General features: G+C 74.6%; 12 protein-coding genes. 5 read left to right on the top strand and 7 right to left on the bottom strand.

The annotated features are described in order from the left end of the window. Positions 1-649 precede the first annotated feature (649 nt). From AB0G50_RS14360 to AB0G50_RS14350, 3 genes are all read right to left on the bottom strand, one after another. Positions 650-958 (bottom strand): STAS domain-containing protein, encoded by a 309-nt coding sequence (locus tag AB0G50_RS14360; RefSeq protein WP_360107199.1) that lies wholly within the window; start codon positions 956-958, stop codon positions 650-652. After that, positions 955-5007, bottom strand: coding sequence for a SpoIIE family protein phosphatase (locus AB0G50_RS14355; protein WP_360107196.1), 4053 nt, complete (start codon positions 5005-5007; stop codon positions 955-957). The genes AB0G50_RS14360 and AB0G50_RS14355 overlap by 4 nt, the downstream gene beginning before the upstream one ends. Before the next feature lie 147 nt (positions 5008-5154). Next, positions 5155-5829: an RraA family protein gene (locus AB0G50_RS14350; protein WP_360107193.1), complete on the bottom strand. Its 675-nt coding sequence runs from the start codon at positions 5827-5829 to the stop codon at positions 5155-5157. A 64-nt stretch (positions 5830-5893) separates the two neighbouring features. Here AB0G50_RS14350 and AB0G50_RS14345 point away from each other — a divergent pair, with 64 nt between their 5' ends. After that, positions 5894-7300, top strand: coding sequence for a PLP-dependent aminotransferase family protein (locus AB0G50_RS14345; protein ID WP_360107190.1), 1407 nt, complete (start codon positions 5894-5896; stop codon positions 7298-7300). 223 nt (positions 7301-7523) lie between these two features. Here the strand turns inward: AB0G50_RS14345 and AB0G50_RS14340 are convergent, their stop codons facing one another. Beyond that, on the bottom strand, positions 7524-8402 hold the full coding sequence (locus AB0G50_RS14340; protein WP_360107187.1) for a glycosyltransferase family 4 protein: 879 nt from the start codon (positions 8400-8402) through the stop codon (positions 7524-7526). 132 nt (positions 8403-8534) lie between these two features. On the opposite strand from AB0G50_RS14340, the gene AB0G50_RS14335 reads away from it, so the two are divergent. Genes AB0G50_RS14335 through AB0G50_RS14325 form a run of 3 tightly spaced genes read left to right on the top strand, consistent with a single transcriptional unit; the run spans position 8535 to position 12046 of the window. Then, a complete protein-coding gene (locus AB0G50_RS14335; RefSeq protein ID WP_360107184.1) occupies positions 8535-8813 on the top strand; it encodes a hypothetical protein in 279 nt (92 codons plus the stop codon). An 18-nt stretch (positions 8814-8831) separates the two neighbouring features. Continuing rightward, a complete protein-coding gene (locus tag AB0G50_RS14330; RefSeq protein WP_360107181.1) occupies positions 8832-9572 on the top strand; it encodes an amidohydrolase family protein in 741 nt (246 codons plus the stop codon). A 47-nt stretch (positions 9573-9619) separates the two neighbouring features. Continuing rightward, on the top strand, positions 9620-12046 hold the full coding sequence (locus AB0G50_RS14325) for a P-loop NTPase fold protein (protein ID WP_360107178.1): 2427 nt from the start codon (positions 9620-9622) through the stop codon (positions 12044-12046). Here AB0G50_RS14325 and AB0G50_RS14320 read toward each other — a convergent pair. Together AB0G50_RS14320 and AB0G50_RS14315 are read right to left on the bottom strand one after the other, a co-directional pair. Beyond that, positions 12034-12411 carry a hypothetical protein gene (locus AB0G50_RS14320; protein ID WP_360107175.1) on the bottom strand — a complete coding sequence of 126 codons (378 nt, stop codon included), beginning with the start codon at positions 12409-12411 and terminating at the stop codon, positions 12034-12036. The two genes, AB0G50_RS14325 and AB0G50_RS14320, sit on opposite strands and share 13 nt — an antisense overlap. A 330-nt stretch (positions 12412-12741) precedes the next feature. Then, complete coding sequence (locus tag AB0G50_RS14315; RefSeq protein WP_360107317.1) at positions 12742-13998, bottom strand: DUF2252 domain-containing protein; 1257 nt, start codon at positions 13996-13998, stop codon at positions 12742-12744. A 267-nt stretch (positions 13999-14265) separates the two neighbouring features. Here AB0G50_RS14315 and AB0G50_RS14310 point away from each other — a divergent pair, with 267 nt between their 5' ends. Continuing rightward, complete coding sequence (locus AB0G50_RS14310) at positions 14266-15099, top strand: alpha/beta hydrolase (protein WP_360107173.1); 834 nt, start codon at positions 14266-14268, stop codon at positions 15097-15099. On the opposite strand, the gene AB0G50_RS14305 is transcribed toward AB0G50_RS14310, so the two are convergent. Beyond that, a complete protein-coding gene (locus AB0G50_RS14305) occupies positions 15072-15404 on the bottom strand; it encodes a hypothetical protein (RefSeq protein ID WP_360107170.1) in 333 nt (110 codons plus the stop codon). The two genes, AB0G50_RS14310 and AB0G50_RS14305, sit on opposite strands and share 28 nt — an antisense overlap. Positions 15405-15414: the final 10 nt, after the last annotated feature.

Here is a 15414-nt window from a genome sequence, read left to right as displayed (position 1 = left end):
CGCCAGGTCGACCAGTCGTGGTCACCTTCCGCCTTCTGCTCGGCGTGGGGCTTGCCGTCGCGGCGCACGCGGCAGCGGCGTAGGTTCGCGTAGAAGGTTTCCAAGGTGCGCGTGGTCAGTCGGCTGAGGGGAACCGCGCCCAGCGCCGGGGTGATCGTGTGCCCGGTAGCCCTCGGCGGTGCTTGCCTCGTGCTCCGATGCCTTCCCGCCACTCGTGGATGGTGTGGGCCAGGGTGACCGACGATTTCGGGCCGCGCTGGGCGTCGGCTTCCGCCTTGGCCGCGTCAGGGCTTTGCCGGCCATGGTTCGGACCGTACTCGCACCCAAATCGGCACCCAGGTGCCTGGAAAGATCTTTGAAGCAGCGTTTCCGCTGCTCAGCTTAGGGCGGGTGGGCTCGAAACCACGAGTTGACGGATTAAGAGCGTCCTCGCCGGACGGGCAGCGCCTCCGGGGGTGAAGGGCGTCGTGTTCTCCCCGTATGGCCTGCCAGAGGCAACCACATTTGGCACGGGGGCGCCGGCATTGGAGTGTGGGCGGCGGTCCTGGGTTCTCGGCGCCCCCGTGCCAAATGCGGTTGGGCTGCGCCCAGGCCATACGGGGAGAACACGAGGCCACCGGTCTGGTCGGGCGTGGCCTTGGCGTGGTTGCTAGCGGATTACCCGTACCGGGACGATGTCCGAGAGGCCGCAGATTCTGAGGATTGGCTCCAGCATTTTGTTCGTGTCCACGGTGATCGACGCCACGTGTTCGAACAGGACTGCCAGGGCCGCGCTGTCCAGGTAGTCCACGGCGGTCAGGTCCACCAGCAGGGGGGTTTCCGTGGTGCGGTGGGCCAGGGCGCCGCGTAGTTCGTGGTTGAAGTCGTCCGAGTTGGACATGTCGATTTCGCCGCTCACCTTGAGCACCGGGGTTCCCTCGGCGGTCTCCGTGGACGTGAAGCGCAAAGGCGTTGTCATCTCGGGCTGATCCTCGTGTGCAGGTCGACGGTGGTTCCGGTGGGTTCGGTGACGACGCTGACGTCGTCCATCAGCTCTCGCATCAGCAGCAGGCCGCGGCCTCGGTGGTCGTCGTCGGTGCCGGTCGGGGGTTTCCAGGAGCCCGTGTCGACCACTGTCACGCGCAGGTCGTCCACGGTCACCAGGGCGCTCAACGTGACCGTCCGGCCCGGGGTGTCGCGGTGGCCGTGTTCCACGGCGTTGCTGCACGCCTCGCCCGCCGCCACCAGCACCGCCTGTGCCTGGGGGTCGGGGAGGTCGCAGCGGGTCAGCCAGTCGCGGAGGGCGTGGCGGACCGGGGCCAGGTGGGCGGCGGCGGCGGTGAAGGACATTTCCAGGGGGGCCGGGTGGCGGTACAGGAGCAGCGCCACGTCGTCCTCGTAGCCGCCCGGTGGGGCCAGGGACGACATGAGGTCCGTCGCCAGGTCGTCCACCGGGACGCCGCTGCCCTCGGTGACCGCCTGGGCCGCCTGGTCGATGCCGGTGACCAGGGAGCGGCGGCGGCGTTCCACCAGGCCGTCGGTGTAGAGCAGGATCGTCGCGCGCGGGGGGACGACGCGGGTGGCCTCGGGGCGGTGGGCGCCCACGCGGACGGCCAGGGGGAGGGAGCGGCCGTCCTCCAGGAGTTCGCGGGCGCCGTCGGGGAGGCTCAGGATGCCCGGGGGGTGGCCCGCGCTCGAGTAGACGAGTTCGCCGGTGTCCGGGTTCAGCACGCCGCAGAACACCGTGGTGCAGCGGGCTCCGGAGAGGGTCGCGGCGAAGACGTCCAGGGCCATCAGGGTTCGGGCCGGGCCGTTGTCCTGGAGGAGGAGGGCTCGGCACGCGCTGCGCAGCTGGCCCATCACCGCCGCCGCGTCCAGGCCGTGGCCCACGCAGTCGCCCACGACGATGCCGATGCGCCCGTCGGCCAGGGCGACCGTGTCGTACCAGTCGCCGCCCACCTCGAGCGGGCGGGCGGCGGGCTCGTAGCGCACCGCGAAACCCGTCGGCAGGTGGAACGGGCCGAGGATGGCGTGTTGCAGGGCCAGCGCGGTCTTGCGCTGCTGGTCGACCTGGTGGATGCGGTGCAGGCCCTGGCCCAGGTGGCCGCCGAGCAGGGCGAGCAGGGTGCGGTCCTCCTGCGCGAAAGGGCGGTGCTCGGACAGGTCGAGCCACAGGGCCACCCTGCCCTCGGGGTGGTCCAGGGCGATGCCGGCGTCGCCGACCGGGATCAGCAGCGGGCTCTCGCGCAGCGCGGTGAGGGTGTCGCGGATCGACGGGGGCAGCGTGGCCCACGTGATCGCGGGGTCGGTCGAGGTCAGGGTCGGCACGTCCGAGTCGCCCCACACGGCGGTCAGGACGCGGCGGGCGTGCCACACGTCCCGCAGTTCCTCGGCCGCGCCCGCGAGCGCCTCGGTCAGGTTGGCGGCGCCCGCCAGCCGCACGCTCACCGCGCCGACGGCCGTCTCCCGCTGCACAGCGAAGTGCTCGGCGGTGACGTCGCGGACCGTGCCGACGATCACGGTGTGCTTCGTGTCCGGGTCCCGCACGTGGTTGAACGACGTCGCGAGCCACAGCCGTCGCCCGTCGCGGGTGGTGACGGGGGTCGTGTAGGTGCCGCCGGCCTCGGTGAGGGTGCGGTCCAGCATCCGGGCGATGTGCTCGCGGGCGTCGGCCTCGGCCGGCCACCACGGCGCGGGCTGGTGGTAGGGCAGGCCTTCCGGGCCGTAGCCGAGCATCCGGCCGAACGCGCCGTTGACCTCGATGACCGAGCCGTCCTCGGCGCAGACGAAGAAGCCCTCCTGCAACGACTCGATCAGCGCCGTCCGCCAGCGCGCGTGGTGGTTGCGCAGCCGCGCCAGCTCGACGTTCGCCCGCACCCGGGCCAGCAGCTCGGCCGCCGCGAACGGTTTGACCAGGTAGTCGTCGGCGCCCGCCTCCAACCCCTCGATGGACGCCTCCTGGCCCGCGCGCGCGGACAGCAGCAGCACCGGCACGCCCGCCGTGCGCGGGTCCGCGCGCAGCGCCGCGACCAGCTGGAGGCCGTCCAGGCGCGGCATCATCACGTCGCTGACGATCAGGTCCGGCGGCGCGGTGCGGGCGGAGGCGAGCGCGTCCTCGCCGTCGGGCACGGCGGTGACCTCGTAGAACGGCCGGAGCAGGCGTTCGAGGTACTCGCGCATGTCGGCGTTGTCGTCGGCGATCAGCACCCGCGCGGGCCCACCGGTCGGCGGCGCCGCGGCGGGCGGCGCCTGCTGGTCGGGTTCGGCGGGCAGCCAGCGCAGCGCCTCCTGGAGGAACGGGTTCGCGCCCGACGGCGCGGTGGTCGACCCGGCGGGCGCCAGGTGCTCGGCGGGCAGGTGCGCCACGCCGAACGGCACCCGGATGGTGAACGTCGTGCCGCGGCCCTCCGCGCTGTCCGCGGTGATCTCGCCGCCGTGCAGCAGCACCAGCTCGCGGACCAGCGCCAACCCGATGCCGCTTCCCTCGTTCGACCGGGAACGGCCGCTCTCGATCCGGTGGAACCGCTCGAACAGGCGCGGCATCTCCGAGGCGGGCACGCCGATGCCGGTGTCGGACACCTCGACCACCGCGTGGTCGCCGTCCGCGCGCAGCCGCACCCGCACACCGCCGTCGAAGGTGAACTTCAGCGCGTTGCTCAGCAGGTTGAAGACGACCTTCTCCCACATGCCGCGGTCCACCTGCACCGGCGCGGGCAGCGGCGGGCAGTCGACCTCGAACGCGAGCCCGGCCTTCTCGATCGCGGACCGGAACACGCCGGCCAGCTCGGCGGTGTGCACCGCGAGGTCCACCGGCTCGTAGCTCGCCCGCATCCGGCCGGCCTCGATGCGGGAGAAGTCGAGCAGCGTGTTGACGAGCTTGCCCAGCCGCAGGCCGTTGCGGTGGATGACCTCCAGCTCCTCGCGCAGCCGCGGGTCGGCGTCGGCGAGGCCCGCGCGCAGCTCCTCGGTGGGGCCGAGGATCAGCGCGAGCGGGGTGCGGAACTCGTGGCTGATGTTGGAGAAGAACGTGGTCTTCGCCCGGTCGAGCTCGGCCAGCTCCTCGGCGCGCCGCTGCTGCACCTGGTAGGCGACGGCCGCGTTGACCAGGGCGGCCGTCTGCTGCGCCACGAGGCTGAGGAACGAGTGGTAGGCCTCGTCCAGCATGCGGCCCGCGCTCGCCGCGAGCACCACGACGCCGATGTTCTGCCCGCCGATCTCACCCCGCAGCGGCAGCACGACGGCCTGGGTGGGCGGGGCGTCCCAGCTGCCGCCGGGCAGCGGGCCGAACCCCTCCACGACCTGGAGCCGGTCCGTGGTCAGCACCTCGCGCAGCGGCCACTCCCGGGCCCGCGCGTCCGGGTCGTCGGTGGTGGCGGAGGCGAGCACGAGGTCGTCGGTGCCCGGCCGGCGCAGGTGCACGGCGGCGAACGGCACGTCCGCGCCCGCGCGGCCCAGCGCCTCGGCGACCAGCCGGCACGCCTCGTCCACGGTCCGGGCGCTGCCCGCGAGCGCGCCGAGGTCCCGCAGCACTGCCAGCCGGCGTTCGCCCAGCACCCGCTCGGTCGTGTCGCTGACCGCGGTGAACACGCCGCGCACCACGCCGTCGTCGTCGTGCAGGGGGCTGTAGGAGTACGTCCAGTACGTCTCCTCGAGGTACCCGTGCCGCACCAGCGGCAGCAGCAGGTCCTCCGACCAGGTGGCCTCGCCGGTCTCCATCACCGAGCGCAGCATCGGGCCGATGATGTGCCAGATCTCCGACCACACCTCGCGGCCGGGTTTGGCCAGCGCCGGGTGGTTCGTGCCGAGCAGCGGCAGGTAGGCGTCGTTGTAGAGGAACGACAGCTCCTCGCCCCACCACACGATCATCGGGAACCGCGAGGTCAGGCAGATGCGGGTGGCCGTTGCCAGGCCCGCGGGCCAGGTCGCGGGGTCGCCGACGGAGGTCTCCGACCACGGGTAGGCGCGCATCCGCGCGGCCATCTCGCCGTTGCCGGGGAACACCAAACCGCCGGGAACCGGTGATCTCATCGCCCACTCCCTACCCGCGCGGCGGTCGGTCCACACCGCCGTTCCGGGGGTGGTGCCGTACAACCTAGAGCGACCGCCGGAGCGCGCGCGAGGCAGCGTCGCGGTCCGGCGGTCGGCGGGCTCGGTCCACAGTGGACTGGAGAGGGGTCACACCTCGATCGCGCCGCCCACGCCGCGCAGGTGGTCGCGGAAGGTCAGGGCCGGGTCGGCGCGGCGGGCGGCGAGGTAGTCGGTGAAGCGGACCTGGGCGCGCAGGGACGTGCCGGCGCGGATCAGCTCGGCCTGGCGGCGCTCGGTGTCGCGGATGGTCTCGGCGGCGGTGAACAGCTCGTCCAGGGCTGCCCCCGGCACGAACAGCGCGCCGTCCTCGTCGGCCAGCACCACGTCGTCCGAGGTCACGGCGTGTCCGGCGATCACGGCCGGCCCGGAGGGGACCTCGTCCAGCCGGCGGGGACCGCTCGGGAACGCGCCGAGGCTGAACACCGGCAGCCCGATCGCGGTGATGTCGGCGGTGTCCCGGTGCAGGCCCCACGCCAGCACGCCGGAGAGCCCCGCGCCGCGCGCCTCCAGCACCACCAGGTCGCCCAGGCACGCTTCGTCCTCGCGGGCGGCGTTGTCCACCACGAGCACGTCGCCCGGCTCGGCCCGCTCGAACGCCTCCAGGTACACGTCGACGCTGCCCGCGTGCCGGACGGGCAGGGCGCGGCCTTCGAGCCGGTCGCCGGGGTGGACCGCGCGGACGGGTGCGCAGCGCACGGCGTGGCCCAGGCGCAGGCAGGCGTCGGTCAGGTGGGCGGTGGTCAAGGTGGCGAAGCGGGTCATGCGAGTGATCCTGGCCGGCTCGGCGCGGCGGACCGAGAGCCAATGCGGCTAGATTGGTCCGTCAATGGATCCACTGCACCTGTCCCAGCGGCTCGGCCGGTGGTCCGCCGGGCGCGGACCGCTGCGCGTGCTGCTCGCCGCCCGGCTGCGGGCGTTGATCGACGACGGCGACCTGCCCGCCGGCGTGCTGCTGCCACCGGACCGGGCGTTGGCGGCCGCGCTCGCGGTCGGGCGGGGCACCGTCGTGGCCGCCTACGACCAGCTGTCGGTGGAGGGGCGGGTCGTGCGTCGGCAGGGCAGCGGCACCCGGGTCGCGGGCCGCGCCGTCGAGGAGCCGCGGCCGACGACCGACGCGCCGACGTTCCTGCACCTGGTGGAGCCGCGCGACGGGGTGATCCTGCTGGCGTGCGCCGCGCCCGACGCGCCGCCGCCCGAACTGGTCGACGCCTACGGCCGGGTGGGGCCCGCGCTGGCCGCGCTGCGCGGCGACATCGGCTACCACCCGCTCGGGCTGCCCGTGTTGCGCCGGGCCGTCGCCGACCGGTTCACCCGACGCGGCACGCCGACCTCCGTCGACCAGGTCATGGTCACCACCGGTGGGCAGCAGGCGTTGTCGCTGCTCGCGCGAGCCCTGCTCAGGCCCGGTGACCGGGTGGTCGTGGAGGCGCCGACGTACTCCGGCGCGCTGGAGGCGTTCCGCGACCAGGCGGCCGTTCCGGTGGGCCTGCCGGTGGGGTTGGCGGGTTTCGAGGCGGCGGTCCGGGCCCGGCCCGCGCTGGCCTACGTGGTGCCGGTGTTCCACAACCCGACCGGGTCGGTGCTGTCCGCGCTGCGCAGGCGGCGGCTGGCGGACGTGGCGGCGGCGGCCGGGGTGCCGCTGGTGGAGGACGAGGCGTTGGTGGACCTGGCGTTCCCCGGCGCCGACCCGCCGCCGGTCGACCAGGGCGACCGGGTGATCACGACCGGCTCGCTGAGCAAGGTGGTGTGGGCGGGGTTGCGGGTCGGCTGGGTGCGCGCGCCGGCGGCGTTGATCACCCGGCTGGCCCGGCTGCGCGCGGTGCACGACCTGGGCGGCAACGTGCCCGCGCAACTCGTCGCCGCGGACCTCCTGCCCACCCTGGAGCCGCTGCGGGCGCGCCAGGCGGCGCTGCGCGAGGCCGCGCACGACCACCTGCGCGCCGAGCTGGCCGCGCACCTGCCGACGTGGCACGCGCCGCCGGTGCCCGGTGGCCAGACGCTGTGGATCGGCCTGCCGCACGGCGACGCGGCGTCGTTCGCCCAGACCGCGCTGCGGCACGGTGTCGCGGTGTTGCCGGGCGCGAGCCTGGGAGGTCCGGCGGACCACCTCCGCGTGCACTTCGTGTTCCCGCCGGACGTGCTGTCCGAGGCCGTCCGCCGCCTGGCCGCCGCGTGGCGCGCCTACGACCCGCCGGCGGAGCGGGTGTCGCCGGCGCCGGGCATCGCGGTCTGACGGGGGATCGGCGTGGTTCGGCGTGGTCGGGAGCCACCCGTGGGTGTGTGCGGCGATGACCGCGGTGTGGCGGGGGTTGGCGTGGTCTTGAACCGCTCGCGGGTGTGCGGTCCGGCTGGGGTGGCGTGGTCGGGAACCGCCCGCAGAGTGCGTGCGCGGCGGGGATCGGCGCGGTTGTCGGGGCGCTGTTCGGGGTTTGCGGCCGGGCGTGGTGTTCCGTGGGCTACGACCCGGTCGCGGTGGGCTCCCGGCCGACGTCGGGCAGCACGTCCTCGAGCGCGGAGTGGTAGATGCGCAGCGCGTCGACCGCCACCCGGTCCCAGGTGTGGCGCTGCTCGACCCGGTCGACCGCGGCGATCGCGTAGGCGGCGCGGTGGGTGCGGTCGGTCAGCAGGGCCTGGATCGCGCGGGCCAGTGCGCGGGGTGTCGCCGACGGGACCAGCACGCCCGTCACGCCGTGCAGCACGGTGTCCGGCAGCGCGCCCACCTCGGTCGCCACCACCGGCACGCCGCACGCCATCGCCTCCAGCACGGGCGTCACCGGTTCCGTCCCGGTCGGCGCGTGCACCGCCACGTCGACCGACCTGACCAGCGCCGGGTCGGCGCACGTGATCGGTCGCACCCGGTCGGCCACGCCCCAGTGGCCGGCGCGGGCGATCAGGGGGTCGTGGTGAGCGGTCACCACGAGCATCTCGGCCGCGGGAAGTCGGCGCAGCACCGCGAAACCCCGGTCGGCGTCGCCGTGGAACAGCAGCCGCGGCCGGGCCGAACGGCGGGCCTTCGGGCCGTCCGGCGTCCACTTCGCGAGGTCCACGGCCTCCGGCACGACGCCGATCCGCCGGCGCGGCAGACCCATCCGCGCGAGCGCCGCCGCCTCCACGTGACTGGCCACCACGAACCGGTCCGCGTCCGTCGGCACGGGTTCGCGCGGGTGCCAGGTGTGCACGAGCGGGGTGCCCGGCGACACGTCCACCGGCACGTCGAGCAGCCGGTGCACCACGTCGGCGACCAGGCGGTCCGGGTTCACCACGACCCGGTGCCCGGCCCGGGAGAGGGCGTCGGCGAAGGCTGTGGACGGGCTGCCGACGAGGGCGATGTGCACGGGGGCGCTCCATTCCGGGCCGCCGGCAGCGACCCGCGTGACGGGGTTCGGCTGCTCGGCAGGTGGCTCGACCGGAGCATCTTCACCGTAACCACCGGCTCCGGCGCCCGCACGACGAGTACGGTGCCGATCATGGCTGTGCGGATCAGGGGGTACGCGCTTCCGGACGGCGAGGCCGTCGACCTCTACGCGGACGGCGACCGCTGGACCACCGACCCGGTGCCCGGTGTCGCGCCGGTGGCCGAGGGCTGGATCGTGCCGGGGCTGGTCGACGCCCACACGCACCCCGGCGCGGCGAAGCCCGGCGACCCGCTTGACGAGCGGCTGCTGCGCGAGGACCTGCACCGGCACGTCGACGCGGGCGTGACCGCGATCCGCGCGCCGGGCATCGCGGGCGAGCCGCCGCCGTAGTTCGGCGTCGACCCGGACGTGCCGCGCGCGTGGCACGCCGGACCGTGGATCGCCCAGCAGGGCCAGTTCTTCGACAACTGGGCCGCGCGCCCGGCCGACCTGCCCGCGGCCGCGGCCAGGCAGGCGGGCCGCACCGGCTGGGCCAAGATCGTCGGCGACTGGCGGCACGACGGCGAGCCCGTGCCGGTGGACGTGCTGACCGCGGTGGTCGAGGCGGTGCACGCGGTGGGCGGCCGGGTGGCCGTGCACACCCAGCACCGCCGGGGCGGGGCGAACGCGGTCGCGGCGGGCGTCGACTCGGTGGAGCACGGCATGTGCCTCGACCCGGCGCTGCTGAACGACATGGCGGCCCGCGGCACCGCGCTCACCCCGACGTTGGCGACGATCACCTCCTCCCTGGACGTGGTCGGCAGGCGTCCCGACGGCCCGGGCAAGGACTGGTACGTCTCCGGGGCCACCGCGCACGGCCCGCTCGTGGTGGCGGCGGCCGAGGCGGGCGTCCGGATCCTGGCCGGCACGGACTCCTGGCCGCACGGCCGGATCGCGGACGAGGTGCGCGCGCTGGCCGCCGCCGGCCTGACCCCGCACGAGGCCCTGGGCGCGGCCTCCTGGCACGCCCGCCCGTACCTCGGCGTGGGCAACCTCGAACCGGGCGCGCCGGCGGACGCGGTCGTCTACCCCGTCGACCCGCGAACCGACCTGTCCGTCCTCGACTCCCCGACGGCGGTGATCCTCCGCGGCGTCCCGGTCCGCTCCTGACCCGCTAGGGTCCCGGCGACCCGATCGACGTCCGAGGAGCAGCGCCCGTGGAGCCGTCAGCCGTCCGGGAACTCGGCCACCTCGACGGGATCGCGGTGTACGCCGCCGCCACCTCCGCCCCGTGGGACCTGGACGTCGAGGTGCTGCTGGTGCCGGTCGGCGACCGGCTCGGCGGCCTGGGCAACGCGTTGATCGCCCGGTTCCCGGAGTACGGGGTGCTGACGGACACGCTCAGCCGGTCCCGGCCGTCCTGGCCGAACCCCACCGGGGTCACGATGCCGGCGGGGCTGGGTGTCCCCGACCGGCTCGTCCTGGTCCGGCCACGTCCGGACGACGGTGAGGTGACGGCGGGCTCGGTCCGGCTCGCCACCAGGAACGCGCTCGAAATGGTGCTGGGCCTGGGGAATCCGAGCGTCGGCATCCCCCTGCTCGGCTCCGGTGAGCTGGGCGCGTCGAAGGGGATGGTCGCGTCGGCGGTGTTCGACGCGATCGCCGAGGTGGCCGGGATGCCGGGGTACTCGTTGCGGAAGGTCGTCGTCTTCGACCGCGCGCCGGACACCCTGGAGTTGTTGGCGGGCCGCTGGCGCGCCCGTGCCCACGAGGGTCCGGTGGAGTTGGCGGGCGGGGTGTCGACCGACCTGGTGGGCCACGACGAGGCGATCCCGGTCGACCGGGACCGGCTGGGGCTCGCGCCCTACGTGTCGATGCTGGCGGGGGTGATCGCCGAGCGCGAGACGCCGACGCCGCTGTCGCTCGGGGTGTTCGGCGAGTGGGGTTCGGGCAAGAGCTTCTTCATGGGCATGCTGCGCGCGCGGATCGGCGGGCTGGGCGGCGAGGACGACGCGCGGTACTGCGGGCGGATCGTGCAGATCGGGTTCAACGCGTGGCACTACGCGGACACGAACCTCTGGGCGAGTCTGGCCGACACGATCTTCCGGGGGCTCGCCGACACCGACGCCGGGCCACGCGGGCGCGCGGGCGGGTTGCGGCACCTGCTGACCGACGTCACCCGGCGGACCGAGGCCGAGGTCGCGCGGCTCACCGCCGAGGTGGACGCGGCGCGGGCCGCGCACGTGCGCGCCGCGCGGGACCTGCTCGCCGGGTCGCGCCGGGTGTGGCGGCTGCTCGGCGTGACCGACGAGGCCGAGCAGGCCCGGCTGTTGTCCCGGCAGCTCGAGGACTTCCGCGCCGTGCCGCCCCACGGCCGGACCGGGACGGCGGTGGCGGTCGCGGCGGCCGTCGTGCTCGCCGGTTCCACGGCGGCGGGCGTCGTGGCGCCGGTGATCACGTGGCTCGGCGGCGCGGTGGCCCTGCTCCTCGGCGCGCTGGGCGGCGGTCTGCTGCTCCGGGCCCGCGCCGGGCTCGAGGCACTCCGGTCGTTCGCCGAGGACGTCCGCGCGGGCCGGCACGAAGGGACGGCTGACGTCGTGGCCCGGCTGCGCGCGGCCGAGGCGGACGAGGCCGTGGCGCGGGCGCAACTGGCCGAGGTGCTCGCGGGCGTCGCGGGGCACCGGGACGCCTACACCCGCGACCTGGGCGTGATCTCCGCGCTGCGCAAGGACTTCGAGCAGCTGGTGGAGGTGCTGGCGCACCGGCGCGACCACCCGACCCCGGACGGGCCGCCGATCGACCGCATCGTGCTCTACGTCGACGACCTGGACCGGTGCGAGCCCCGGCAGGTGGTGGAAGTGCTGGAGGCGGTGCACCTGCTGCTGGCGGTGGACCTGTTCGTCGTGGTGGTCGGCGTCGACCCGCGCTGGCTCGCGCGGTCGTTGCGCAGCCACTACGCGGCGGTGCTCGACGGAAGCGGCCCCGACCCGGCGCGCCGGGTCACGCCGGAGGACTACCTGGAGAAGATCGTCAACATCCCGTTCTCGCTGCCGTCGATGACCGGGACGGCGCTCGGCGCGGTGATCAGGTCGATGGCCGACGTCCGGTCGCCGGTCCGGGACGAGGTGGGGTCGCGGGACGACGAGCCGGGCACGCCGGTGCCGACGATCGGCCTCCCGGTGCCGGCGGAGTCGCCGCCCGTGGAGCCGTCCGCGCCGCCGCACCCGTTGACCGACCGGGAGTTGCGGTTCCTGGAGGCGCTCGGTCCGCTCGTGGACACGCCCCGCGCGGCGAAGAGGTTGTTCAACGTCTACCGGATGCTGCGGTCGAGCCGGGACCTCGGCGGCGCGGCGGACTTCCTCGGCACCGCCGACGAACCCGGCGCGTTCCAGGCCGTGGTGGTGCTGCTGGGCATCCTCACCGGCGCGCCCGACCGGCTCGACCGGCTGCTGGACGAGATACCCGGCGGAGTGCTGGTCCGGGACGTGGCGACCACCTGGGCGGAGGTGCACGCCGGGTTGCGGCACGACCACGAGCGCCTGCACGACGGGCTCCGCCAGGTCACCGCGCTCGTCACGCTGCCCGACCTGGCCGCGTTCCGGACCTGGGGGCCGCGGGTGCGGCGGTTCACCTACACGACCTGACCCGCGCGGCGGGCCGGCCTGCGGTGCACCCGCACCGGGACCCGGGCGGGCGGCGCGTCGGTGGCGGTCAGCGAGGTGCCGGAGGACGCGGCGGGCGTGCCGTCCTCGGTCCACGTGGCCACGAACCCGTGCGGGATGCAGGAGGTGTACCGGTCGCGCGGGCCGAGCTCGACCAGGCCGACCTCGCCGTCGTAGACCCGCTTGTCCAGGTGCAGCGCGGTGATCGGCTCGTCCCGCACCAGCGGTACCAGCCGCACGCCGTGGGGGAAGACGAGCCGCGCGTCCGCCCGGCCGGAGGTCCACAGTGGACGGTGCGACCCGGCCGGCTCCTCGAACAGGAGGTGGCACGCCAGGGCGAACGCCATCCGGCACCGCCGCGACCCGACCCCAGGTCCCCGCCGGCCGCCCGCTCGTCCGGGGACAGCGACAGCACCTACGAGGCCAACCGGGTCAGCGGCATCGTGGCCAGGTCCGCCGGAACCCCGGAGCCGCAACCGCTCCAGCCGCGTCAGCCGGGCGCTCGCCGGCAGCCGCGGCACCATCCGCGCCGCGTCGGCGTGGAACCCGCGCCGACCGGTCGCCGGCGCGTCGACGAACAGCGGCATGTCCTCGGCGGGTCCCGGAAGTCGCAGCGGAGTCCCGAGACCGGCTGCCGCCGCGGTCGCACCGGGGTACGACAGCCGGTCTCGAAACGATCAGCGCACCGCGTCGACGCCCTTGATCCGGCCGCCGCGGAACGCGTCCACGAACAGCCGGTGGTCCTCGCGGGTCTGCTCGGCGTACCGGGTGCCGAACGCGACGACGCTGTCCGCGAACTCCTCGTCCCGGTCGCCGATGACGGACGCGATGGCGTCCTCGCTCTGGAACTCCACCAGCGCCTGCTCCGAGTCCGAGTCGGACACGCAGTGCATCTTCGCGGTGGCCCGGCCCAGGTACTCCAGCACCGGCAGCATCTCGGCCGGCTCCGTCAGGTCCGACCAGTCCAGGTCCGCCACGTACGGCGACAGCTCGGCCACCACGTACCCGACACCGTCGATCTGCGTGTGCCCGAGCCACGGGTCGGCGTGCGCCTGGAGCGCGCGCTGCGACACGGCGGTGCGGTGCCCGTGGTCGGTGAAGTACGCCCGGATCCGCTCGTCGCCGACGATCCGGCTCGGCGCGGCCACGTTGGCCTGCTTCATGGACAGCACCACGTCGTTCTCCAACGCCTGGGTGCGCCCCTCCACCAGCACGTTGTACGCGGGCAGCCCGGCCGAGCCGATGCCGAAACCGCTGCGCCCCACCACGTCCTTGACCGCGTACGACAGCGAGCTGGCCGCCCGCTTGCCGGACGGGATGGTGTCCAGGTACGCCTCGAACGCCCGCTCGACGCGCGCCCGCTCGTCCGCGCCGAGCTCCCGGGTGCCGGGCCGGTCGCGGCGGAACACCCGCTCGTAGTCCACGATCGTCGTGGTCTCGTCCAGCAGTCCGATCCGAGTCGCCAGCGTCGCCTGCTGCAACACCCGGTGCAGCACGCCCTCGGTGCTGTCCAGGCGGAGGCTGAACAGCTCGTCGCCGGGGTTGCGCGCGAACGACCGCACCTGCGCCACGTACGCGCCGACGTAAGTCCGGATCAGCTGCTCGATCGACTCGTCGGGCAGCGCCTTGCGCCAGCCCAGCAGGGCCATGCTCGCCGCGAACCGGCGCACGTCCCAGGTGAACGCGCCGAGGTAGGCCTCGTCGAAGTCGTTGACGTCGAACACGAGTGTGCCCTCGGAGTCCATGTAGGTCCCGAAGTTCTCCGCGTGCAGGTCGCCCTGGATCCACACCCGGCTGGTGCGCGCGTCGGCCCACTCGTCGGGCTCCTCGGCCATGTCCGCGTAGAACAGGCACGCGCTGCCGCGGTAGAACGCGAACGGCTCGGCGGCCATCTTGCGGAACTTGTGCCGGAACGCGGCAGGGTCGGCGGACATCAGGTCCGCGAACGCGTCCTGGAGAACTGCCACGATGCGATCGCCGCGGTCGGTCAACGTCGGCTCCTTTCGACGGGCGCACCGTAGTCCATTCCCGACACGGTGCGACCAGCGGTGGCACGGGCGTTCGCCCCCGGTTCGACAACCCGTTCCCGCGGCGAGACCAAGATCGGAAACCGACCCCAAAACGCCCGTGCGGACGCCGTTTCGCGGCGCGTCGGGTGCGCACCGCTCGCCATCGGGCGGCCGGCCGACGACGATGGGCGCATGGACGTGGGTCGGGACGTGGCGGTGGCCGGTGGCCGGGTGGTGCGGGTGCACGAGGCGGGAGCCGGGGAGCGGGTGCTGGTGTGGCACCACGGTTCGCCGCAGACCGGCGCGCTGCTCGACCCGGTGGTGCGGGCGTGCGCGGAGCGGGGTGTCCGGCTGATCTCCTACGGGCGGCCCGGGTACGGCGGGTCGACCCCGGACCCTGGCCGGGTGGTGGCGTCGGCGGCGGACGACGTGGCGCGGGTGGCGGACGCGCTGGGCGTCGACCGGTTCGCGGTGATGGGCGCCTCGGGCGGTGGGCCGCACGCGTTGGCGTGCGCCGCCGCGCTGCCGGACCGGGTGGTCGGCGCGGTGTGCCTGGCCGGTGTCGGGCCCTACACCGAGGAGTTCGACTGGTTCGCGGGCATGGCCGCGCCGGGCGCGCTGCGGGCCGCGGTGGCGGGGGAGCGGGCGGCGTTCGAGGAGGAATTCGACCCCGAGAGCTTCACCGGCGCGGACTGGGCGGCGCTGGCCGGGGAGTGGCGGTGCCTGGGCGAGGACGCGCAACGCGCGGGTGAGGACGGCGACGAGGGGGAGGTGGCCGACGACGAGGCGTTCGTCCGGCCGTGGGGTTTCGACCTCGCCGACGTCACCGGCCGGGTGTTGCTGGTGCAGGGCGACGAGGACCGCGTGGTGCCGCCGTCGCACGCCGCCTGGCAGCACGCCCGCCTGCCCGCGTCGGACCTGCTGGTCCGCGCGGGCGACGGGCACATCTCGGTGCTGCGGGCGGTGCCGGACGCGCTGGACTGGCTGTGGCCCGCCGATCAGGGCCAGGCGCCGGGCTCGCAGTAGAACGTGTCGGTCGAGGTCACCGGCTCGTCGGTGGTGCTGGTGATGGTGACCGACACGGTGAACTCCTCGTCGGCGTCGCACCGCCGCCGCTTGCCGGTGTCGAAGCGGTCGTCGGCGGCCGACAGCGGCTCGCCGTTGTACTCCCAGCGCACCGACGTCGGGATCGGCCCGCTGTAGGCGGTGTCGCAGACGTACCGCGAACGGCCGCTCTCGCACCGCACCTGCGCGGTGGCGGCGTTCGCGGGTGTCGTCGTCAGTCCGGTCACGGCCGCCGCCGCGACGAGCGGGATCAGGATCTTCCTCACCGGTGGTCCT

The organism is Actinosynnema sp. NPDC020468, from assembly GCF_040642015.1.
Classification (GTDB): Bacteria; Actinomycetota; Actinomycetes; order Mycobacteriales; family Pseudonocardiaceae; genus Actinosynnema.
Note: the sequence above shows the minus strand (reverse complement) of the source record. Positions and strands in the feature narration are given on the sequence as shown.

Excerpts from the sequence above, each read along its gene's own strand:
- AB0G50_RS14335 (WP_360107184.1), top strand. The coding sequence starts at position 8,535 with ATGGCTGTGCGGATCAGGGGGTACGCGCTTCCGGACGGCGAGGCCGTC.
- AB0G50_RS14315 (WP_360107317.1), bottom strand. The coding sequence starts at position 13,998 with ATGTCCGCCGACCCTGCCGCGTTCCGGCACAAGTTCCGCAAGATGGCC.
- AB0G50_RS14355 (WP_360107196.1), bottom strand. The coding sequence starts at position 5,007 with ATGAGATCACCGGTTCCCGGCGGTTTGGTGTTCCCCGGCAACGGCGAG.
- AB0G50_RS14350 (WP_360107193.1), bottom strand. The coding sequence starts at position 5,829 with ATGACCCGCTTCGCCACCTTGACCACCGCCCACCTGACCGACGCCTGC.
- AB0G50_RS14345 (WP_360107190.1), top strand. The coding sequence starts at position 5,894 with ATGGATCCACTGCACCTGTCCCAGCGGCTCGGCCGGTGGTCCGCCGGG.
- AB0G50_RS14310 (WP_360107173.1), top strand. The coding sequence starts at position 14,266 with ATGGACGTGGGTCGGGACGTGGCGGTGGCCGGTGGCCGGGTGGTGCGG.
- AB0G50_RS14360 (WP_360107199.1), bottom strand. The coding sequence starts at position 958 with ATGACAACGCCTTTGCGCTTCACGTCCACGGAGACCGCCGAGGGAACC.
- AB0G50_RS14320 (WP_360107175.1), bottom strand. The coding sequence starts at position 12,411 with ATGGCGTTCGCCCTGGCGTGCCACCTCCTGTTCGAGGAGCCGGCCGGG.